Here is a 24041-nt window from a genome sequence, read left to right on the forward strand (position 1 = left end):
GAACGTTCGCAGTTGCCAGACCGCAAACTGTTTTAACAAATCAAAAGGGGTCTTTATAACTGGCTCAAAGCTGAAAGCTTTACGGAACCCCCAGCCTAGCTGGGGGTTTTTGCATACAAAAAAAAGCCCTCCTGCGAGGGCTTCATTGACAAGCAACGCGGTCAGCGTCGGACGAGCGAATTCAGCACGGCGCTGATGCGCTCCCCTAAGCCGCGCCGGTTCACGGCTTCCGACATCATGGTGACATGATCGCCATCAACCAGGTTGACCGTCACCGCCGACGCCGGCAAATGCCCCTCCCAGCCGAGTGCCGAGCCGTCGCGGCGGTTGTAACCCGCCGGCTTGATGCGCTGCCAGTAGGCTTCCAGATCGTCGTTCAGCAAGCCGGGCATCTCCTCCACCGCTTTAAACAGGTGCAGATTAAGGCCGAGCGGCCGGATGACGCTGGCGCCGACCAGGGTCGCATAGTGATAACGCTTGCGCCATAACGCGGCTTCCTTCAGCGGATCGTCGAGGAAAGTGCTGATGCCCTGGCCGTGCAGCACCGCCAACGCCTCCTCCACCGACAGCGGCTGCAGGCGGGAGAACAGCGGCGCCTCCAGCGTCGGATGTTCCACCTCCAGCCAACTGAGGAATAGCTGTGTCGCATCGCGCATCGCCTGCTGCGGCCGCAGGGTGTCGAGCAGGCCCACCAGCGCCACCTCTTCCCCCTCCGCCTGCAGCCGTTCCGCCACCATGTAGGTCAAGATCCCGCCCGAAGAATAACCGAACAGGTGATACGGCCCGCTGGCTTGCGCCTGCCGGATGACGCCGGCAACGATCTCCGCCATCGCCTCCATCGTTGCCGGCGGCGCGTCGGTCATCTCTGGCCACGGCACGGCATAAATCGGGAAGTCCGCATCGATCTCTTTGGCTATCTCATAAACATAGGAGTGATCGCCATAACCGGTCGGCATGAAGAAGACCGGCGGGCGCTGGCCGCTGCGGCGCGCCGGCAATGCCCTGAGCGGCTGTCCGCCCGTGCGCTGCTCGACATGCGCCGCCAGATCCGCCAGCACCGGGTGGTCAAAGATCGCCTGTACCTGCAGTGCGATCCCCCACTGCTGCGCCAGGCTGGCCTGACGGACCGCCAGCAGCGAATGGCCGCCCAGTTCGAAGAAGTTGTCGTGTCTGCCGATCTGCGGCAGCCCCAGCAACTCCGCCCACGCCTGCGCCAACAGCGTCTCGGTATCGCCGCGCGGCGCTTCGTAGGCTTCGCCTGCGGCGGCGGCCATCTCCGGCGCCGGCAGAGCCCGCCGATCAATCTTGCCGTTTGGCGTCAGCGGCATCGCCGCCAGCCAGACAAAGGCCGCAGGCAGCATATAGTCCGGCAGCTGCGCCGCCAGGTGCTGACGCAGCTCACCGGCCAACCCGTCGCTCGCCACGTTCTCACGCACGCTGATCCAGGCGATCAACCGCGTATCCGCACCGACGCAGCAGGCATCGACCACCGCTTCGTTCACCGCCGGGTGCGCCGCCAGGCGCGCCTCTATCTCTCCCATCTCGATACGGAAGCCGCGAATTTTCACCTGACGATCGTTGCGTCGCTGATACTCGAGGTTGCCGTCCGCCCGGTAACGCACCAGATCGCCGGTACGATACATGCGCCCGCCCGGGTTAAACGGATCGTTCAGGAAACGTTCCGCGGTCAGTTCCGGCCGGTTGAGGTACCCCAGCGCCACGCCGACGCCGCCGATATACAGCTCGCCAATCACGCCCAGCGGCGCCGGTCGGCCGCGCGCATCCAGCACATAGGCGCGGGTGTTGCCGATCGGTTTACCGATCGGCAAACGCATGGCGCCTTGCACCTCGGCAATCGCCGCCGTCGTGGCGAAGGTCGTCGCTTCCGTCGGCCCATAGGCATGGATCAGCTGTACCGGTCCCGCTTCCTGCAGCAGGTGTTCGAAGGCGCTCGGCTCCTCCTTTTCCCCACCGCAGATCAGATAGCGCAGCTGGGCGAGCGTCGCGCCCATGCTGTACACATACTGATTGAACAACGCGGTCGTCAGGAACAGCGTCGTCACGCGATGCTGCGTCAATGCGGCGCTCAAGCGCGCCGCATCCATCACGGTTTCCGCCGGGATCACCACCAGTTCGCCGCCGTTCAACAACGCCGCCCACACCTCCATCGTCGCGGCGTCGAAGGCCGGGTTAGCGGCATAAGCCACCCGTTCGGTCGCATCGAACGCCGCATAACGGTTGTTGATCACCAACCGAGTGATGCCCTGGTGCGGCGTCATCACGCCTTTAGGCAGCCCTGTGGAGCCGGACGTGTACATGATGTATGCCACCTCAGCGCTCGACAGCGACAGCGCCGGGTCGTTCTCGTCACCGCCGGAGATTGCCGGCCGCAGCAGCGGCAAGGTATCCCCGTCCGTCGCTTCACCGACGATAAGGCGCGCGCCGCTGTCCTCCAGGATCCACTGCTGACGCGCCGCTGGCAGCTGCGGGTCGATAGGTACATACACCGCGCCGGCCTTGAAGATCGCCAGCTGCGTCGCCACCAGATCGATGCTGCGCGTCAGACGCGTCGCCACGCGCTCGCCCGGTTGAATGCCGTGGGCGATCAGAGCATGCGCCAGCCGGTTAGCCTGGGCATTCAACGCCGCATAGCCGATCCGACGGTCGCCTTGCACGATCGCGACAGCCTGCGGCGCACGCTGCGCCTGGCGTTCAAACAGCTGATGCACGCAAAGCTCTGCCGGATAAGGCGCCGTCGTCTGATTCCATTCCTCCAGCAGCAGCCGACGCTCAGACGGCGGCAGGATCTCCAGCTCGCTCGCCGGCAGGGTCGGCTGGCTTTCCAACGCCTGCGCCAATGAGGCCAGCGCCTGTTGCATATAGCCGCAGATCCTCGCCGCCGGCACCGGTTCGCTGACCTGCGCCGTCAGCCCCAGAGAGTCGCCGCCGTCTTCCACCGACAGGACGAACGGATAGTTGGTGCGCTCCTGCGCGCTCAACAGCGTCATGCCTTCCGGCAACACCAGCTCGCTGCCGTTGTTGTGGCGATAGTTGAGCAACGCGCTGAACAGCGGCATCCCCGCCGCCACGCCGCTGCAGCGCTGCGCCAGCGCCAGCGGCGCGTGCTCATGCTGCAGCAACCCGCTCAGCCGCGCGTGGGCCTGGCGCGCCGCCGTCGCCACATCGTCATCGCCGATGTCGAGGCGCAGCGGCAAGGTATTGATAAACAGCCCCATCGCTCGCTCGGCGCCTTCCCCCGCCTGCATGCGTCCCAGCAGCACGGTACCGAACACCACGCGGTCGTGGCCGCTGGTGCGGGCCAAGACCTGCGCCCAGGCCAAATGGCACAGGCTGGCCAGGCTCACGCCCAACCGTTTGGCCTGATGCCGCAGACGTTCGTTCAGCGCCTTGTCGATAGGCTGGTGCGCCGTGGTGACGCCCTTGCCATCGCCGCGCACGTTGCCGAGCCCGAACGGCAGCACCGGCTCTTCGATGTCCGCCAGCATGGCGCGGAAGAAGGTTTCATGTTCTTGCGCGCTGACGCTCAAACGCGCCTGCGCCACCGCATTGCGGAACGGCGGCGCGGCGCCCAGCTCGGCGCCTTTGCCGGCGAGGATCGCGGCGATCTCTTCTTCGATCAATGCCGCCGTGGAATGATCCCCCACCAAATGATGCCATTGCTGCAGCATCCACCAGCCGCCATCGCTATCTTGCGCCACCACGACGTTCAGCAGCGGCGCACGGCTGAGATCCAGACGCGCATGCTGCGGATCGAAGCGCGCCAGCAGTTGATCGCCAATCGCCCCCTGCGCCGGATCGAGCGTCAGCTCAGTCCACGGCAGCGCGGCGGCGCGCCAAACGACCTGTACCGGCTCGCGGATCGCCTCACTGATGAACGCCGTGCGCAGAATATCGTGGCGATCGATCACCTGTTGCATCGCGGCCCGCCAACGATCCAGACGCTCGCGGTTCTCAAAGCGCAACAGCGTAGACAGCAGGTACGGATCGCCCCGTTCCGCCAACAGGTGGTGGAACAGAATCCCCTCCTGCAACGGTGACAACGCATAGATATCCTGCACGTTGGCCACCCCGCCCGGCACGCGCGCCACGATGCTGTCGATCTCAACCTGGTTCAGCGAGGCCAGCGGCAGCAACTCAGGCGTGATGCGCGCGCTATCCGGCCGCAGCAGGTTCTCGGGGATCTCGATTTCGCAGCGCGCCTCCAGCGCCTCCGCCAGCGAGGCCAGCGTCGGGGCGGTAAACAGCGTTTGCACGTTCGCCGTCAGGCCGCAGCGACGCAGCTCCGCGATCAGTTTCACCGCCAGCAGCGAATGCCCGCCCAACTCGAAGAAATTGTCATGTCGGGCGACATTCGGCAGACCGAGCAATTCGCCCCAGATCGCCGCCAACAGGGTTTCCGTGTCGCCCTGAGGCGCTTCATGGCCCACGCGCGCAAAATCGCCGGCCTGTGGCGTCGGCAACGCGCGGCGATCCACTTTACCATTCGGGGTCAACGGCAAGTCGGCAAGCATCAGACAGGCCGCCGGCACCATGTAGTCCGGCAGCTGCGCCGCCAAATGCCGCCGCAGCTCGTCGGTCAGATCGCGGCCCTCGGCCTCGGCTTGCGGCACGATCCAGGCGATCAACGCAGGATGCGCACCGCGCACGTCAACCACCGCTTCGCGCACCGCCGGGTGCGTTTCCAGCAGGACTTCAATCTCGCTGCACTCGATGCGGAAGCCGCGGATCTTCACCTGCTGATCGTTGCGTCCGCAGTAATCGAGGTTGCCGTCCGGCAGATAGCGCGCTAAATCGCCGGTGCGATACATGCGGCCTCCCTCGTTAAACGGATCCGCCAGGAAACGCTCGGCCGTGAGGTCTTCGCGATTCAGGTAACCCAGCGCCACGCCCACGCCGCCGATATACAGCTCGCCGATCGCGCCCAGCGGCACCGGCTGGCGATGTTCGTCCAGCAGATACACCCGCGTATTACCGATCGGCCGGCCAATCGGCAAACGGTGCCGCCCCGCCGCCACGGTGATGTGCGCCGAGGTAGCGGCAGTGGTGGCTTCCGTCGGGCCGTATCCGTTGATCAGCTGCACCCGGCCCCCCTCCTTCAGCACCCGGGTATAGGCATGAGGATCCGCCGCTTCGCCGCCGCTGATCAGGTATTTCAGCCCCGCTAACGTCGCGGGAATGCTATGCGCATGCTGATTGAACAGCGAGGTTGGCAGCACCAGCACCGTAATCGCCTGGCGCGTCAGCAAATCGGCGAACGCCGAGGCGTCCAGCAAGACCGCCGGCGGTACTACCACCAGCGCGGCGCCGTTCAGCAAGGCTCCCCAAACTTCCAGCGTCGCCGGATCGAACGCCGGGTTGATGGCGAAAGCGATACGATCCGAGTCGCTGAACTCCGCATAACCGTTATTGATCACCAGTCGGTTGATCCCCTGATGCGGCACCATCACGCCTTTCGGCTTACCGGTTGAGCCGGAGGTGTACATGATGTAGGCCAGATCCAGACTGTTGCTCGCCAATATCGGCGCATCGGACGGCAGGTCCGCGTCATCGCTTTGAGGCAGACGAGCGACGCCGACGCCGATCTGCGTGTCGTCCTCGCCGCCGTTCAGCAACAGTACTGCACCGCTGTCGGCGATGATCCAGTTCTGGCGGCCGGCCGGCAGCTGCGGATCAACCGGCACATAGGCAGCACCGGCCTTAAGGATCGCCAATTGGGCGATCACCAGGGCGGCGCTGCGCTCAAACCGGACCACCACGCGCTGGCCGGGCTCCACGCCCGCCTTAATCAGGCGCCAGGCCAGCCGATTGGCGTGCTCCGCCAACTGCGCGTAGCAGATAAGCTGCTCGCCATCGACCAACGCCGTCGCCTGTGGCGTGCGCCGCGCCTGCTCGTCGAACAGTTGATGCACGCACGCCTGCGCCGGATACGCCCGCTCGGTGCGGTTCCACTCGTGCAGCAGCAGCTGGCGTTCGGCCGCAGGCAGCAGATCGACGCACGCCGCCGGCTGGTCAAGATCCGCCGCCATCGCTCGCAGCGCCTGCTGCAGATACGCGCCGTAGCGCACCGCCGTGTCGCGATCGAACAAGGCGCTGGCGTAGTTCAACGAGCCGACAATGCCGCTGCCGCTTTCCGCCAACTCGAGCGTCATGTCGAATTTCGCGACGTCATAGCTCAGCCCGGCATCCGTCGTTTGCAGGCCCGGCAATGCGATATCGCGCACCGAGCCGTCCTGCCAGGCCAGCATCACCTGGAACAGCGGCGTCGCGTCCAGCTGGCGCGGCGGATTGACCACCTCCACCACCTGTTCAAACGGCAGATCGCCGTTTTCCCGCGCCGCCAATACCGTCTCGCGCACGCGTTCGAGCAAGATTTTCAGCGTCGGCTCACCGCGCAGATCGACATGCATCGCCAGCGTGCTAACGAAGAAGCCGGCCAGCGGTTCGATTTCCAGCCTGCTGCGGTTGGCCTCCGGGGTACCAATCACCACCTGCGGTTGGCCGGCCATGCGGGACAACACCAAACTCCAGGCGGCCAGCACCGTCATGAACAGCGTGCCGCCGTATTGGCGGCTCAACCACCGCAGCGCGTCGGTGAGCGCCGCGTCGATAACCAGAGGCACCTCGCCGCCGGCGAACGACTGCATCGCCGGACGCGGCCGATCGGTCGGCAGCGTCAGCAGCGCCGGCGCATCGCCCAGCGTCTGGCGCCAGAACGCCGCCTGCTCGGCCAACCGTTCCTGCGTCAGCCACTGGCGCTGCCAAACGGCATAATCGACATAGTGCACCGCCAGCGGCGGCAGCGGAGACGGTTCACCGCGTTGGAAGGCGCCATACAATGCGCTCAACTCCCGCATCAGGATCCCGGTAGACCAGCCGTCGGAAACGATATGGTGGCAGGTCAGCAGGAACAGATGCCGCCGCTCGCTCACTTGCAGCAAGCAAGCCCGCACCAGCGGCCCCCTTTCCAGATCGAACGGCGCTTTCATCGCCGTTTCGGCTAGCGCGTGCAAACGTTGCTCCGCATGACGCTCGCCGCGCAAGTCGTGATGCGCCAGCGGCATGGCCGCCTCCGGCAAGATCCGCACCTGAGGTTGCCCATCCTGGCAAACAAACACGCTGCGCAATGCTTCGTGGCGGGCATACAGCGCGTCGAGGCTGCGTTGGAACGCCGGCGCATCCAGGTCACCGTCAAGGCGCAACGCCAGCGGGATATGGTAAGTCTCGCCGATCCCGCCCATTTGGCTCAGGAACCACAGCCGCTGCTGGGCAAACGACAACGGCAATGCGTCGTGACGTGGGGTCGGCACGATGGCCGTCGGCTGCGCCGCCCCCTCCCGTTCCAGCCACTGCGCCAGCGCCTGCAACACCGGCGCAGCGAACAGCGCCGACAGCGGCAGCCGCCAGCCGGCCTGCTGTACCCGATTGGCCAACTGTACCGCCAGCAGCGAATGTCCGCCCAGAGCAAAGAAATCATCATGACGACCGACGCGTTCAACATTCAGCAACTGACGCCAGATGGACGCCAGCAGGCGTTCTCGTTCATTGGCCGGCGCTTCATAAACGGCGCGCGCGGCGGCCCCCAGCTCAGGCGCCGGCAGCGCGCGTTTGTCCAGTTTGCCGTTGGTGGTCAGCGGCAACGCGTCCAGCCACACAAAGGCCGTCGGCACCATATAGTCCGGCAGACGGCCGGCCAGATGCTGGCGCAGCCGCAGCGCCAGCGTTTCCCGATCTCCCCCTTCGCCCGGCACCGCCCAGGCCACCAAACGTTTGTCGCCGCCGTTGTCCTGCCAGGCGTCAACCGCCACGCTGCGGACCTCAGGATGGTCCAGCAGCGCCGCCTCCACCTCACCGCACTCAATGCGGAAACCACGAATTTTCACCTGCTGATCGTTGCGCCCCAGGTACTCCAGCTCACCGTTCGGCAGATAGCGCGCCAGATCGCCGGCGCGATACATCCGTTCTCCCGCCACGAAAGGATCGTCGAGGAAACGTTGCGCATTCAGCTCCGGCCGATTCAGGTAGCCGCGCGCCACGCCCAGCCCGCCGACATACAGCTCACCCACTGCGCCCTGCGCCACCGGCTGACCGTGTTCGTCAAGCAGATACAGGCGCAGATCCGGGATGCGCCGGCCGATCGGGCTGCCGCTGCCGGTGATGTCCGCCGGAGACATTTCCCGGTAGGTGACGTGCACCGTCGTTTCCGTTATGCCGTACATATTGATTAACCGCGGCGCGTCCGGCCGATTACGGGCATACCACGGCGCCAGATCGGCCGGATTCAGCATTTCGCCGCCGAAGACGATGTAGCGCAGCCGATGCGGCGTGTCGTCCTGAGCCTGAATGAACGCTTTAAAGGCGCTTGGCGTCTGATTCAGCACCGTCACGCCCTGGTGACAAACTAGCTGATAGAACGCGGGGGCGGAACGCGCCGTTTCCTGCGGCACGATCACCAACCGGCCGCCGTGGCGCCACGCGCCCCAGATTTCCCATACCGAGAAATCGAAGGCGAACGAGTGGAACAGACACCAGACATCCCCGGCGTCAAAGCCGAAACCGGCGTCGGTCGCGGTAAACAGGCGCTCAACCTGACGGTGTTCCACCATCACGCCTTTCGGCTTACCGGTCGATCCGGAGGTATAGATCACATAGGCCAGATTGGCCGCCGTCAGCCCCGCAACCTGCGGATTGGCGGCCTCGGTGCCCCAGTCTTCCTCCAGCGCCATCGTCGGCACATCAGCCCCGCTCAGCGCCGAACGCCCTGCGGCGTCGGCCAGCAGCAACACCGGCCGGGCATCGTGTAAAATGTACTCCAGACGTTCGCCGGTATAAGCCGGATCGAGCGGCACATAGGCGCCGCCCGCTTTCAGGATCGCCAGCAACCCGACCAGCATCGGCGTGCTGCGCTCCGCACACAGCGCCACCAGACGATCGGGCCCGACGCCGCGCGCGATCAACACCTGCGCCAACGCGTTGGCTCGTTCATTGAGCGCCCGATAGCTGAGGCGTTCTTCTCCGCACACCGCGGCGATCGCCTCTGGCGTGCGCAGCGCCAGCCGCTCCAGGTGATGGTGCGGGCAGAGATCCGCCTGCGGTTCGTCCGGCGTCCGGTTCCAGCCATGCAACAACCGCTGCCGTTCGTTCTGCGGCAACAGCGCAAGCTGCGAAACCGGCTGCGGCGCCGCCAACGCGATGCTCTGCAACACCTGGCGCAGATAGATCCCGTAGCGCTCGGCGGTTTCACGATCGAACAGCGCCGTGGCGTAATACAGCGAACCGGCGATCTCTTCGCCGATCTCGGTCAGATCCAGCGTCATGTCATATTTCGCCGCGGCATAGCCGGCATCGATCGCTTCCGCCTGCAGCCCCGGCAGGCCGATGTCGTGCACCGAACCGTCCTGCCAGCTCAGCATCACCTGGAACAACGGAGTATGGCCACGATGACGCGGCGGGTTCACCTGTTCAACCACCTGCTCGAAAGGCAGATCGCCATGATCGCGCGCCGCCAGCAGCGTATCGCGCACGCGCAGCGCCAACGTCGACAAATCCGGATCGTCGGACAGATCGATGCGCAGCGCCAAGGTGCTGACGAAGAAGCCGATCATCGGTTCCGTTTCCAGCCGGCGACGGTTGGCCTCCGGCGTGCCGATCACCAGATCGCGCTGCCCCGACAAACGGGACAGCACGACGCTCCACGCCGTCAACAGCGTGATGAACAGCGTGCATCCCTGACGCAGGCTGAATTGCCTCAGCGCTGCAGTCAGTTCGGCATCGAGCGAGACGGCCACCCGATCCCCGGCGAATGACTGCACCGCCGGGCGCGGACGGTCGGTCGGCAGCGTCAACAGCGCTGGCGCATCGCCCAACGCCTGGCGCCAATAATCGGCCTGCTTCGACAACCGCGCCGGCTGCAGCCATTGCCGCTGCCAGTGGGCGTAATCCGCGTATTGCAACGCCAGCGGCGGCAGCGGCGATGGTTCGCCGCGACACAACGCGCCATACAACGCACCCAGCTCCCGCAGCAATATGCCGTTCGACCAACCATCGGAAATGATGTGGTGGCAGGTCAACGCGAACAGCTGTTCCTCGTCGCTCAGCCGGATGAGGCTGGCGCGCAACAGCGGGCCCCCGGCCAGATCAAAGGGCGCCGCAGCCTCTTCTCGTATCAGCATGGCGGCACGCGCCTGCGCATCCGCGTCACCGCGCAGATCGTGGATCGTCAGCGGCAAACCGGCGATCGGCAAAATGAGCGCCTGCGGCTGGCCGTCGCGGCTGATAAAGACGGTACGCAACGCGTCGTGGCGCGCATAAAGCGCGTCGAGGCTGCTCTGCCAGGCGGCCAGATTCAGCGGCCCACTCAGCCGCAGCGCCAGCGGCATGTGGTAAATTTCGCTCATGCCGTCCAGTTGGGTCAGGAACCACAGGCGCTGCTGAGCGAACGACAGCGGTAAGGCCGCATCGCGCGGCGCAGGCAGAATCGGCGGCAGGCTTTCCGCCTGCGTGATCTGGCGCGCCAGCGCCTGCAGGACCGGGTTGGCGAACAGCGCCTGCAGCGACAGCGGCAACCCGCTTTGCTGCAGGCGGTTGGCCAAACGCACCGCCAACAACGAATGGCCGCCCAGGGCGAAGAAGCTGTCGTTGCGGCCAACCTGATCCACGCCCAGCAGTTCTTCCCACAGCGCAGCCAGACGCTGCTCGACGTCCCCCAGCGGCGCCTCGTAGGCTTCACGACGATAGGCCTCGCCCGACGGGTCGGGCAATGCGCGGCGATCGAGCTTGCCGTTTGGTGACAGCGGCAGCGCCTCCAGCAGCACGCAAGCGGCCGGCACCATGTAATCCGGCAGTTTGTCGGCCAAATGCCGGCGCAGCACCTCCGCCAGCGACGCCTCATCGGCACCTGGCTGCGGCACCACCCAGGCGATCAGGCGTTTCTCACCGCCGTCGCCGCCGCGCGCATCCACCACGGCTTCGCGCACCTGAGGATGCGCGGCCAGCGCCGCCTCTATCTCGCCGCATTCGATACGGAAACCGCGGATCTTCACCTGCTGATCGTTGCGGCCCAGATACTCGATATTGCCGTCCGGCAGGTAGCGAGCCACGTCGCCGGTGCGGTACATGCGGCCGCCGTGGCCGGCATCGAACGGATCGGCCAGGAAGCGCTCCGCCGTCAGTTCAGGCCGGTTGAAATAGCCGCGCGCTACCTGGATGCCGCCGATATACAGCTCGCCAACCGCCCCCAGCGGCACCGGCTGCCCTTGTTCATCAAGCAGATAGATCCGCGTATTGGCCACCGGCCGCCCAATGGGCACCGACACCAACCCGGGTTGGCGGGTGCAGTGCCAGGCGGTCACGTCCACCGCCGCTTCGGTCGGACCATAGAGGTTATGCAACTCGACATGCGGCATCTGGCGGTAGAACTCCGCCACCAGCGAGGCGGGCAGCGCCTCGCCGCTGCACATGACGCGCACCACCTGCCCACAGCGGCGGCTCGCGCCTTCATACAGCAGGAAGCTTTGCAGCATCGACGGCACAAAGTGCAGCGTTGTCACGCCATACTGTTCAATGGCGCGGCTCAGGTACTCCGGATCCTTGTGGCCTTCCGGGCGCGCCATCACCAGGCGCGCGCCATACATCAACGGCCAGAAGAATTCCCACACCGAGACGTCGAAGCCGAACGGCGTTTTCTGCAGCACCGTATCCGCCGGCGTCAACCCATAAGCCTGCTGCATCCAGATCAGGCGGTTAACGATGCCGCGATGCTCATTCATCGCGCCTTTCGGTTTTCCGGTCGAGCCGGAGGTATAAATCACGTAGGCCAAATGATTGGGCTGCGCGCGCGGCGCCGGGTTATCGGCGTTCAGATCGTCCGGCAACGGTTCATCCAGCGCCAGCAGCGGCACCGCGTGTTCGCCCAGCGCCGCGCGGCCGGCGGCGTCCGCCAGCAGCAGCACCGGATCGGCGTCCTGCAGGATATATTGCAGACGTTCGCCCGGATAAGCCGGATCCAGAGGAACATAGGCGCCGCCGGCCTTGAGGATGCCGAACAATGCCGTCACCATCGCCAGGCTGCGCTCGGCGCACACCGCCACCCGGCAATCCGGCCCGACGCCGCGCTGCATCAGCGCGTGCGCCAGGCGATTGGCCTGCGCGTTCAGTTGGGCGTAGCTCAGTTCGGCGTCGCCGCAAACCAGCGCCACGGCGTCCGGCGTGCGGCGCACCTGCGCTTCAAATAGCCCATGCAGGCAAACGTCCTGCGGATAAGGCTGTGCCGTTGCGTTCCAACCATTGATCAGCAAGGCGTACTCGTCGTCCGGCAGAATCGACAGTTCACGCACCGGCATTTCCGGCGTGTGTTCCAGCGCATTCACCAGAGCGGTCAACGCCTGTTGCATATAGCGGCACACCCGCGAGGCTTCAATGGGGTCGATGACCTGCGCCGTCAACGCCAGCGAATCCATGCCGTCGTCCACCGACAGCACGAACGGGTAGTTGGTGCGTTCGTCCGCGCCGATCAGGCTGACCCCTTCCGGCAGCGCCAAGGCTTCCCCGTCGTTGTGGCGGTAGTTCAGCAGCGCACTGAACAGCGGCGCACCGCTTTTCACGCCGCTGCAGCGCTGCGCCAACGCCAGCGAGGCGTGCTCATGCGCCAGCAAGCCGCTCAGGCGCGCATGCGCCTGCCGCACCGACGCCTCAACGCTGCGCCCGTCCATATCCAGCCGCAGCGGCAGCGTATTGATGAATAACCCCAGCGCCCGGTCGGCGCCTTCGCCCGATTCCATGCGGCCCAGCAGCACCGTGCCGAACACCACGGCATCACGCCCGCTGGTGCGCGCCAACACCTGCGCCCAGGCCAGATGGCACAGGCTGGCCAGGCTGACGCCCAGCCGCTTCGCCTGTCGACGCAGGTCGGCATTCAGCGCAGGCGCCAGCGCCAGACGGCCGGTATTGGCGCACTGTCCGTCGCCGTGTACGTTGCCGAGCCCGAACGGCAGTACCGGTTCGTCGATGTCCGCCAGCATGCCGCGGAAGAAACGCTCATGTTCCTGTTCGCTGAGCCCCAAACGCGCTTGCGCCACCGCATTGCGGAACGGCTGCGCGCAGCCCAGCGTATCGCCTCGCCCGGCCAGAATGGCGTTGACTTCTTCTCCCATCATCGCCAGCGTCGAGTGGTCGCCAATCAGGTGGTGCCACTGCTGCAAGACGTACCAGCTGCCGTCGCTCTCTTCGGCGATAACGTAATACAGCAGCGGTGCCCGCGTCAGATCCTGCCGGATCCGTCGGGGGTCGAAGCGCGCTTCCAGCTGACGGCCGACCGGCCCCTCGGCCGGATCCAGCGCCAGCTCGATCACCGCTAAACGCGCCCGACGCCAGACGACCTGTACCGGTTCGGACAGCCCCGCACCGACAAAGGCCGTGCGCAAAATGTCATGACGCTCCACCACCTGCTGCATCGCCGCCAGCCAGCGATCGAAACGCGCCCGGCTGTCGAAACGCAGCAGTGCCGACAGCAGGTAGGGGTCGCCCTCTTCCGCCAGCATGTGGTGGAACAAGATCCCTTCCTGCAACGGGGAAAGGGCGTAGATATCCTGTACGTTGTCGATGCCCCCCTCCACACCGTCGACGATCTGATCGATCTCCGCCTGAGTCAGATCGGCCAGCGGCAGCATCTGCGGCGTGATTGCACGGCAGCCCGGCGCAATCACGTTTTCCGGCACATGAATCCGCTGCTGCGACACCAGCGTTTGCGCCAGAGCCGACAGCGTTGGCGTGGAGAACAGCGCCTGAACGCTCGCCGACAGCCCGGCCTGGCGCAGCTGCGCCATCAGCTTCACCGCCAGCAGCGAATGGCCGCCCAACTCGAAGAAGTTGTCGTGACGCCCCACGCGTTCAACGCTCAGCAACCCCTGCCAAATCTGAGCCAGCAGCGTTTCGGTTTCCCCCTGTGGCTCGACATAGGCTTCGCGCATGGCGGCATCCGGCGCCGGTACCGGCAACGCGCGCCGATCCAGTTTGCCGTTCGGCGACAGCGGCAGCGCCTCCAGCCACACAAAGGCCGTCGGCACCATATAATCCGGCAACGTTGTAGCGAGTGCCCGGCGCAACGTCTGCGCCAGCGCCTCACGCTCCGCCTCCGGCTGCGGCACGACCCAGGCCACCAGACGTTTGTCGCCTTCGCCATCCGTGAGCGCATCCACCACCGCGTCGCGCACGGCGGCATGCATAGCCAGCTGCGACTCGATTTCACCGCATTCAATGCGGAAGCCGCGAATTTTTACCTGCAGATCGTTGCGGCCCAGATACTCCAGGCTGCCATCCGGCATATAGCGCGCCAGATCGCCGGTGCGGTACATGCGGTCGCCCGGCGCGAAAGGATCGGCCAGGAAACGCTCCGCCGTCAGCGCCGGCTGGTTCAGGTAACCGCGCGCCACCTGCGCGCCGCCGATATACAGTTCACCCACGGCGCCCAGCGGTACCGGCTGGCCATCGTCATCCAGCAAGTACGCCCGGCCGTTGGCGATAGGCCGGCCGATAGACGGCATCGCCGTACCGACCGCCGGCTCGCCCGAAGTCGCTACCACGGTCGTCTCCGTCGGCCCATAGTTATTCACAATGGTTACACCAGGCGGCGCCGGCAGCGGCCAGCGGCGAATGCTGTCGCCGCCGATCAGCAGCATCCGCAGATCGGCAGGCATCTCGCCCATCAGTGCGATCTCAGCCAGCGGCGTCACCATAAACCCGACCTGCACACCGCTGCCACGCCACCATTGCAGCAGCGCTTCGCCATTGCCCGCCGCCTCTGCCGGTGGCAGCAGCAGCGTCGCCCCCTGCGTCAACGTCGGCCAGATTTCCCAAACGCTGGCGTCAAAACCCAACCCCGCCATGCTGGTCGTTCGCTCACCAGCCTGCAAACCGGTCGCTTCGCAGTGCCACATGATCAGGTTGATCAGGTGCGCCTGCTCCACCATTACCCCTTTCGGTTTGCCGGTCGAGCCCGAGGTGTAAACCACATACGCCAGGCTGCCTGGCTGCGCGCGCGGCGGCAGGTCGTGATCCTGCTCTGGCAGCGCGTCTTCCAGCGCCAACAACGGCGCTGCTACCGCCCCCAGCGCGGCGCGGCCGGTACTATCCGCCAACAGCAGCGCCGGCGCGCAGTCCTGCACGATATAGTGCAGACGCTCAGCGGGATAAGCCGGATCCAGCGGCACATAGGCGCCGCCGGCTTTCAGGATCGCCAGCAGTGCGACGATCATCTCCGGGCTGCGCGCGGCGCAGACCGCTACGCGGCTTTCCGGCCCTACGCCGCGTGCCGTCAGGTAATGCGCCAGCCGGTTGGCGCGCGCGTTCAATTCCGCATAGCTCAGCGACATCGCCCCCTGAGACAGCGCCGGCACCGTCGGCGTACGCCGCGCCTGCGCTTCAAACAGGGCCGACACGCTCGACGCCTGCGGGAAAGCCCGGTGCGTGCGGTTGCGCACGTTGAGCAATAGCTCTCGCTCCGCCTGGCTCAGTAAACGATCGCCTCGCACCGGCGCATTCGGCGCCGCAGCGGCCTGCCGGAGCAGCAATAGCAGATGCTGCGCGGCACGCAGCATCTGCTCGTCCCCCACCGCGGCGCTGTCGTACACCCAACGGAAAGCGGCGTTGCTTTCACAGATTTGCAGCACTGCCCGAGCGCCGGAGCGTTTCACCGCCGCTGCGCCCTCCTGACTGTCGTCGAATCCCGGCGAGGTGTCGCGGCGCAATAGCGTCACGACGGTTGACCAGGCGCGCGAACGCGTGTCCAGGCCGAGCAATGCCGGATGGTAGGCGCGACGCGCGCGCGCCTGCTGCCATTCGCGTCGCATCTGCACCTGCGCCTCGGCGAAACCCAGCGTCGGATTCAGCGAGATCTGCAGCGGCAGTGTCCAAACCTGGCCCGGTTCGCCGATGACGTCGTCCGTCGCGTTCAGCCAGCCAAGTTGGAAATCACTTTCGCCGCCCATCAATCCCAGATACAGCGCCAGCCCGGTCAACACCGCTTCAACCTCGATCTTGCCCGCGTGTTGCCAGGCCGTAGCCTGCCATGCCGGCCGGGCTTCGCGCTGCCATGCCGGCCGGGCTTCGCGCTGCCAGGCCACCGGGAACGCCGCCGGGGCAAACTGCGCCAATCGCGGTTGCCAGAAGGCCGCATGATGCCCACCGGCCGCCTGTCGCTCCTCCAATCGTTTCGCCTGCGAAGGATCAAGCAACGGTAACGGCTCGCCCACCGTCAAACCGTGCAGCTGCGCCAGCGCTTCCCCCGCCGTCAGCTCGCCTTCGGCGGTGAACCAACCCCCGATCCGCACCGCCCCTTCCGCCGTGGCGATATTCCAACCCGCATCGTCGACGCAGAGCAGCGTACCGGGTGGCGCATTGTCGGCGTCAGGCAGCATTTCCAGGCGCCCAACGCCCAGCGCCCGGTCGGCCAACAGGATTTTCAGCGGGCAATTCCCCGCAGGATGGCCGAGTGACGTCGCGAGGCGCACCAGCTCAGCAGCAGGGCGATCCCAGCGGATGAAGCCGGCGGCCGGCGGCAGTCGACGGAGATCATAGAAACTGCCGCTGACGTCCGCTTCAGGCTGCGCAGAGATCTGTTGCATCACCTGGGCAATGCTGCCTTCAGGTTGTTCAGAGAGGAGCCGCAGAATAAATTGGAAACGCCGTTGTAAACTCTCAAGCTGGCTTAATGAATGGGCATGCGGCGCATCGGCAAACATGACGTCCAACTCTTGCGCCTGCTGATCTTCGTAAAATAGAATTTGCATATCGCTGACGGCGATGTTGCCACCGTAGTACCAACGTGTCTTACATCCCCAAAACGGATCGCCATGATCGAAGGAAACGATATTGATGGCGGGACCAAACCAGGATGAACTCATGGTGCTGCGATCGCGACGAATATCCTCACCGCGATATAATTGCCGACGAACCACTTTGGCTATTTCCGCAGCGACCTGTTGTGCAAAATCAGCCAGACGACTTTCAGGGTTAATAGCTAAAATCAGTGGCACCACATTCGCAGTCATACCAATACTGTTTCGCTCTCGCGTACCGGTCACCGGCAGGCTGAAATTCAATAAGGTCTGACCAGTAATACTATGGAAACATAATGCGACGGCCGCCGCCAATATATGAGCGCGATGTACGCCGGCTTTTTCCGCCCCCCGATCAATCGCCGCTATCTCATTTATTTTTAATGTGTGATTGCTGATTTGCATGGACGAATAAGGGACGAGTTTCTCCTGACGCGTCAGGCTATGAGGCGCGGCGAGCGTATAGCCTTGCCAGAACTGTTTATCGGTGGCGAAGCGGGAAGAATCGCGGTACTGCAGGTCGTGTTCATAGAGCCGGGTAAAACTGCAATTGCTGAATTCAGGAATGTTTTTTTTCTCAGCTAATGCGTTGTAATACAGCGCGATACGACGCATAAACTCTTCGGCGCTGCGGCCATCTACCAGCATGTGGTGAAAACGTCGGTAGAGGATATAGTTGCCCGGCGCCAACGTCAGTAAGGCAAAACCGAACAGGTCCTGATCCAGCGCGGAGATCACGCGATCGGCATCTTGCCGCATCCAGCGCTGCGCCGCCAGCTCAGGGTATTCCTGGCTGCTGAAGTCATGCACGGAAAGCGGGTCATGACTGCGCGCCGCACGGTATTGATAAAGCTCGCCGTCTTGTTCGGTGAAATGGGCCTGCATCGCCGGCGTTTCTTCAATGATCGCGTCTATCGCCTGGCGCAGCAGGGCTATCTGCAACGGCCCTTGTATCGTGCCGTATCCCCACATATTGAATGGCAAGCCTTCAGACATGCTGGCGCTCAGCCAAAGCTCGCGCTGAGCGATGGTAATTTCATGCAGTTCGACTTTTTCCAACGAAATATGAGCACCCGTACGGAATTCCCCACTCTTCACATCAGTTTGTTTGTTCATAATATTCTCTAGCACGTTTTCATTACGTTAATGAAAGGGTCCGTCCGGATTTAGGCAAAGCCTGGCCGTCCGACAGTTCAAGTCAGAATAAAAAACCGTAGAAAAGCTGGGTCTCCCCCAACTAAGAAAGAATGAAATGGTTAATCCAGAGGTTCCCCCTGTGCCTCAATTTGCTGAGGTGTGAAGTATAGGAGAGGATATTTTTTTTGGCGAAATGTGCGAAAGGGGATAAATGATCATTTTATTTCCCCGATATTACTCAGGGATGACGAGCGTATTCCGCTTTTATTAACTCGATATAATTATGGAGAGATTAATATTATTTTGTATTATTCACCACAGTTAATGTGCAACAATACTTACGGTAAGAGCCCCTCCATATCAATAAGTTATACTTTATTGTTTTAATGATAATAATTTATTTTTTAATTAATTTACTTCCAATTAAAATGGACGGCGATTTTGCCTGCGGCGCATCTATCGTTTTTTGTTATAACGATGAGAAAAATTATGCTGAAAAATTTCTTCGTTTTTTCTGGCGTCCACCAACGGCACCGTTCCCAACGACAGATAACGTAAAAGGGGCGGCAGAGCCCGCCCCGAGAGGTCTTACCACATCAGCCGGCCGATCAATGGCGCGGCCACGACCGTAATGATGCCGGCCAGCATCATCACCAAACTCGACACTACGCCCTCCTGCGGCCCCAGCTCATAAGCGCGAGCGGTGCCGGCACCGTGCGACGAGGCGCCAAATCCGGCGCCCTTCGCCAGACGGCTGCGCACCGCCAGCCGCAAAAACAAAATATCCCCCACCGCCATGCCGAACACCCCGGTGATCACCACGAACAGCGCCACCAGATCCGGCTGCCCGCCCATCTGTTTGGCGGCCTCCAGCGCGAACGGCGTGGTGATCGACCGCACCGCCAGGCTGCGCTGCACCTCTTCCGGCAACGTCAGCAGGCGCGCCAGCCACACCGAGCTGTACACCGCCACCAGCACCGCGGTCGTTACGCCGGCGGTCAGCGACAGCCAGTGGCGGCGGATGATATGCAGGTTCTCATACACCGGCACCGCGAAAGCGATGGTTGCCGGCCCCAGTAGCCACAGCAGCCAGTGAGTTTCACCAATATAGTCCTGATAGGAGATGTGGGTGACCACCAGCAGCAGCACCAGGATCATTGGCGTCAGCACCAGCGGCATCAGCAACAGCGTGCGCCGGCGGCGATACAGCTTCTTGTTGGCGAAGTACAGCGCCAGCGTCGCCAGAAAACAGGCCAAGCTAAGGATAAAATCATTCATGACGCTGCTTCCGACGCTGCAGCCAAATCTCCAGCCGATACACCCTGTCCACCACCAGCCCGGTGGCGCCCAACGTCAGCATGGTGCTGACCGCGATCACCAAAAAGATCTTCCAGCCCTCGACCATCAACAGCTGGGCATAGTTGACCACCGCCACCACCGCCGGCACGAAAAACAGCAGCATTTCCGCCAGCAGCCAGCGGGAGCCGGCCTTAACCCAGCTCAGCGGCAGAATGCGCAGCAGGATTAGCGCCAGCAGCATCAACATGCCGACGATATTGGCGGGGAGCGGCAGGTGGAATTGTTGCACCAGACGATCGGCGATCAGGAACAGCGCCGCATACAACGCCACCTGAATCGGCACCTGCAAGCGGGTCAGCAGGGAGGGGGCAACGCGGCGTAACGCCAGAGACATGAAAGATGACCTCAAACAATAAATTAACGGCCTACAGTATACGCAGCCGGGAAACCACGCCTGAAATGAATTAAAATTATCGACATCATGCCGTCCGGGAATAGTTTCCCGCCGGTAGCGTCCCCAAGGAGAACCCTAACGTGGATGTCCGCACCCTGCGCTACTTCGTTGAAGTGGTGCGCCAGCAAAGCTTCACCCGCGCCGCGGAAAAACTGTTCGTCACCCAGCCCACCATCAGCAAGATGCTGCGGCATCTGGAGGAGGAGCTGGAGTGCACGCTGCTGATCCGCGAAGGCCGCAAGCTGCGCCTGACCGACAGCGGCCAGGCGGTGTATCAGCGCGGCCTGACGATCCTCGACGAATTCCGGCAACTGGAGGCGGAGCTGGAAGACATCAGCTCGGTGAAAAAGGGCGTGCTGCGGCTGGGCATTCCGCCAATGGTGGGCAGGCAGATCGCCGATCTGATCCGCCGCTTTCGCCAAACCTACCCCGGTATCGAATTGAAGATTTCCGAGCTGGGCGGGCTGTCGGTCGAACAGGCGGTGATGTCCGGCGAACTGGATCTTGCGATGACGGTGTTACCCTTCGATTCGGAACAGCCGCTGACCTTTCTGCCGCTGCTGGGCCATCCGATGTGCGTAGTGGCGCCGCGCACGCCGCAGTGGCTCAACCGCACCCGCATCAATATCGCCGAATTGGCCGACAGCCCGATCCTGATTTATAACGAAGACTTTGCGCTTTACAAGATGCTGATGAAGGCGTTTCGCCAGGCCGGTTTTGAACCGCAAATCGCGGTGCGCAGCGGCCAATGGGACTTCCTCGCCTCGATGGTGCAGGCCGGCGTGGGCATCGCCATGCTGCCGGAGCCGGTTTGCCGCTGGCTGGACAAGGAAAACCTGGTCTGGCTGCCGCTGGAGCCGCTCATGGAGTGGAAAATCGGCCTGATCTGGCGTCAGGGCAGCTACCTGTCGCACAGCGCGCAGGCCTGGATCGCCTGCTGCCGCGACTATTGGCCGCCGCTCAAGTAGCCAAAAAACAAGGGCCGCACAGGCGGCCCTTCAGGACAGAAATAAAGAGGAAAAACGTTTATTCCTCTTCTGGGGTTTACCCTTCGCGTTCGATCAACAGCGCTTCGAGCAGGTCGAGATCGTGCAGCAGTTTTTGCAGCGTCTCGTTGCTGATTTTCTGCGTGGCGCGCAGGTGGTACAGCTCGCCGCGCTCGGCGCGCAGCGCCGTCAGGCGGAAACGCCGCTCGAGGTTTTCCATCGCCAGCGCATTCTCGATATCGTCTTTCGACGCGATGCGCCGCCGCAGCATGCCCGTTACCCGCGAGCTGACCTCTTTCAACACCTGCGGATCGAGGTTCTCTTCGGTATCGGCAACCAGGCGCTCTTCCATTTTATTCACGCTCTCGATCGCCACCTCGGCCGCCATGGCGATCGCCATGCGCTCTTCGTGCTTGCTGGCGCTCTTGTCGGCCACCTGCACGCCGCGCAGCAGCAGCGGCAATGCCAGCACGCCGACGATCAACGACAGCAGGATCACCCCGGCGGCGATAAACACCAGCTGATAGCGCGCCGGGAAGGCGGTGCCGTCACTCAGCAACAGCGGTATCGACAGCACACCGGCCAGGGTAATCGCCCCGCGCACCCCGGCGAACGACGCCACCCACAGCTCACGCGTGCTGTAATCGCCGAACTGCAGCGGACGCTTTTTCATAAAGCGGTTACTGGCCTTCTTCATCACCCACAGCCAGGTGAAACGCAGCACCAGCAGTGCGGCGTAGATGGTAGCCACGTCGGCGAACAGATACCAGGTCTGGATGGTCGGATCCAGCTCCGCCTGCAGGATGGAGGTTTCAAGAATGCCCGGCAGCTGCAGGCCCAGCATGATGAACACCATGCCGTTGAACACGAACTCCAGCATCGCCCATACGCTGTTGGCGCGCAGACGCATCGCCAGCGGCGCGTTGCGGATCACGCCGGATTGGCTGATGGTCATCCCCGCCGCCACCGCCGCCAGGATGCCGGAGACGCCGATGTGTTCGGCAATCAGGTAAGAAGCGAACGGCAGCAGCAGCAGGAACACGATCTGGGTCGCCGGATCGTCGCCGCTCCAGCGGCTCATCACCCGCAGCGATTTACTGTAGGTCCAGGTGACCGCCACGCCGGCCAACAGGCCGCCGATCGCCACTTTGAGGAATTCAAGGGTCGCGCCGCCCACGGTGAACACCATGGTGCCCATCGCCACCGCGATGGCGAACTTGAGCGACACCAGGCCGGACGCGTCATTCATCAGCGCCTCGCCCTCGAGCACGCCCATAATCGGCTTGGGAATCCGCCCTTTGCCGACGATGCCGGACAGCGCCACGGCATCGGTCGGCGACAGCACCGCCGCCAGCGCGAAGGCCGCCACCAGCGGAATGCCCGGCACCATGGCGTAGATCAGATAACCGACGCCGACCACGGTGATCAGCACCAGCACCAGCGCCAGGCCGAGAATTTCACGCCCGTGATGCAAGAACTCGCGCGTCGGCGTTTTCCAGCCGTCGGCGAACAGCAGCGGCGGGATGAACAGCACCAGGAACAGTTCGGGATCAAAGTCGACGTGCAGCCCGAAATGCGGCCAGGCCAACAGGGCCCCGATGGCGATTTGCATCAGCGGCAGCGGCACCTGGAACGGCAACATGCGCGTCACCACCCCGGACAGGGAGACCACCAGGATCAAAATGAGGATTGTAAAAAAGATTTCCATGCTTTCCTTAGACTCTACGATTCAGACGACATCGGCTCAGGGCCTGCGTTGGTCCCGATAGTAGATCACTTTTTTTACAGCCGTTAAAGCTTGTTGTGCCTTTCAAAACGCGGTGCAGAGCAGAAGAAGACTTATCTTAAGAAGGGAATTGCCGTCACAGGCTCCCCCGCCCGATGGGCGAGGGAAACCCAAGAGGCTTAAATCGCCCAGCCGCCGGCGTAGAACGCCACCAGCGCCACGGCGATCAGCACGGTGCCGATGTTCAACTTGCGCCATTCGCCGGAGAAGATGCGGCCGATGACCAGCGAGCTGAAGCCCAGCATGATGCCGGTGACGATGTTGCAGGTCAGCACGATGAACACCGCGCACAGCAGGCCGGCCATTGCGTCGACGAAGTCGTTGAAGTCCAGCTTGGTGACGTTGCTCAGCATCAGCAGGCCGACGTACATCAGCGCCGGCGCGGTGGCGTAGACCGGCACCAGATAGGCCAGCGGCGACAGGAACAGGATCAGCAGGAACAGGATGCCGACCACGGTGGCGGTCAGGCCGGTTTTGCCGCCCGCGGCGGTGCCGGCAGCGGACTCGATGTAGACCGCGGCGGGCGCGGCGCCCACCAGGCCGGAGAAGATGCTGCTCAGGGAATCCGAGGTCAGCGCCTTGCCGCCGTTGATGATCTGCCCGTCTTTATCCAGCAGGTTGGCCTGCCCGGCCACCGCGCGGATGGTGCCGGTGGCGTCGAACACCGCAGTCATCACCAGCGCCAGCACGCTCGGCAACACCACCGGCTGCAACGCGCCCATGATATCCAGGCTGAAGATCAACGATTTGCCGTCAGCGTCCGCCAGGCTCGGCATGGCGAACAGCCCCTGGTATTTCACCGCCGGATCGACGATCAGGCCGATGATGGAAATGGCGATGATCACCAGCAGAATGCCGCCGGGCACGCGCAGCTTCTCCAGGCCGAAGATCACCGCCAGGCCGACCAGCGTCATCACCACCGGGAAGGAGGTGAAGGCGCCGAGCGCCACCGGCAGGCCATCCAGCGGGTTCTTCACCACCAGGCCGACGCCGTTGGCGGCGATCAGCAGCAGGAACAGACCGATGCCGATGCCGGTGCCGTGCGCCACGCCCATCGGCAGGTTACGCAGGATCCAGGCGCGGATGCCGGTGACCGAGATGACGGTAAACAGCACGCCCATCACGAACACCGCGCCCAGCGCCACCGGAATGCTGATGTGCTGGCCCAGCACCAGGCTGAAGGCGGTGAAAGCGGTCAATGAGATCGCACAGCCGATGGCCATCGGCAGGTTAGCCCACAGCCCCATCAGCAGCGAGCCCAGCCCGGCCACCAGGCAGGTAGAGACAAACACCGCCGCCGGCGGGAAGCCCGCTTTGCCCAGCATGCTCGGCACCACGATCACCGAGTACACCATCGCCAGGAAGGTGGTCAGCCCCGCCACCACTTCCTGTCGCACGCTGCTGCCGCGCGCGGAAATTTTAAAATAGCCATCAAGCCCGCCGGTTGGTTTTGCGGCGTGGTTCGCTTGAGAGTTCGACATAGGTTACTTCCCCTGTGTTTCATTAATCGGCCCGTCACAGCAGGCCTG

6 protein-coding genes are annotated in these 24041 nt (G+C 63.6%); 1 reads left to right on the forward strand and 5 read right to left on the reverse strand.

Going from position 1 to position 24041, the window contains the following annotated elements; genetic code table 11:
- Nucleotides 1-161 precede the first annotated feature (161 nt).
- From ACJ8HA_RS22435 to ACJ8HA_RS22445, 3 genes are all read right to left on the reverse strand, one after another.
- A complete protein-coding gene (locus ACJ8HA_RS22435; RefSeq protein ID WP_442515524.1) occupies nt 162-17966 on the reverse strand; it encodes an amino acid adenylation domain-containing protein in 17805 nt (5934 codons plus the stop codon).
- Between the two features lie 609 nt (nt 17967-18575).
- Complete coding sequence (locus ACJ8HA_RS22440) at nt 18576-19265, reverse strand: LrgB family protein (RefSeq protein ID WP_004936833.1); 690 nt, start codon at nt 19263-19265, stop codon at nt 18576-18578.
- Nucleotides 19258-19680: a CidA/LrgA family protein gene (locus tag ACJ8HA_RS22445; RefSeq protein WP_004936830.1), complete on the reverse strand. Its 423-nt coding sequence runs from the start codon at nt 19678-19680 to the stop codon at nt 19258-19260. The genes ACJ8HA_RS22440 and ACJ8HA_RS22445 overlap by 8 nt, the downstream gene beginning before the upstream one ends.
- A gap of 140 nt (nt 19681-19820) precedes the next feature.
- On the opposite strand from ACJ8HA_RS22445, the gene ACJ8HA_RS22450 reads away from it, so the two are divergent.
- Complete coding sequence (locus ACJ8HA_RS22450; RefSeq protein WP_197836083.1) at nt 19821-20708, forward strand: LysR family transcriptional regulator; 888 nt, start codon at nt 19821-19823, stop codon at nt 20706-20708.
- Nucleotides 20709-20784: 76 nt separating this feature from the next.
- On the opposite strand, the gene ACJ8HA_RS22455 is transcribed toward ACJ8HA_RS22450, so the two are convergent.
- Together ACJ8HA_RS22455 and ACJ8HA_RS22460 are read right to left on the reverse strand one after the other, a co-directional pair.
- The gene (locus ACJ8HA_RS22455; RefSeq protein ID WP_025304430.1) at nt 20785-22434 is read right to left on the reverse strand and encodes a Na+/H+ antiporter; all 1650 of its coding nucleotides are present in this window, start codon (nt 22432-22434) and stop codon (nt 20785-20787) included.
- Nucleotides 22435-22631: 197 nt separating this feature from the next.
- Complete coding sequence (locus ACJ8HA_RS22460) at nt 22632-23993, reverse strand: NCS2 family permease (RefSeq protein WP_025304431.1); 1362 nt, start codon at nt 23991-23993, stop codon at nt 22632-22634.
- Between the last annotated feature and the right edge of the window lie 48 nt (nt 23994-24041).

It is taken from the genome of Serratia sp. CY33802 (assembly GCF_052169095.1).
Classification (GTDB): Bacteria; Pseudomonadota; Gammaproteobacteria; order Enterobacterales; family Enterobacteriaceae; genus Serratia; species Serratia bockelmannii.

What these genes read in the sequence shown, in the direction of transcription:
- ACJ8HA_RS22435 (WP_442515524.1), bottom strand. Translation starts at nt 17,966, where the DNA reads ATGAACAAACAAACTGATGTGAAGAGTGGGGAATTCCGTACGGGTGCT.
- ACJ8HA_RS22455 (WP_025304430.1), bottom strand. Translation starts at nt 22,434, where the DNA reads ATGGAAATCTTTTTTACAATCCTCATTTTGATCCTGGTGGTCTCCCTG.
- ACJ8HA_RS22460 (WP_025304431.1), bottom strand. Translation starts at nt 23,993, where the DNA reads ATGTCGAACTCTCAAGCGAACCACGCCGCAAAACCAACCGGCGGGCTT.
- ACJ8HA_RS22445 (WP_004936830.1), bottom strand. Translation starts at nt 19,680, where the DNA reads ATGTCTCTGGCGTTACGCCGCGTTGCCCCCTCCCTGCTGACCCGCTTG.
- ACJ8HA_RS22440 (WP_004936833.1), bottom strand. Translation starts at nt 19,265, where the DNA reads ATGAATGATTTTATCCTTAGCTTGGCCTGTTTTCTGGCGACGCTGGCG.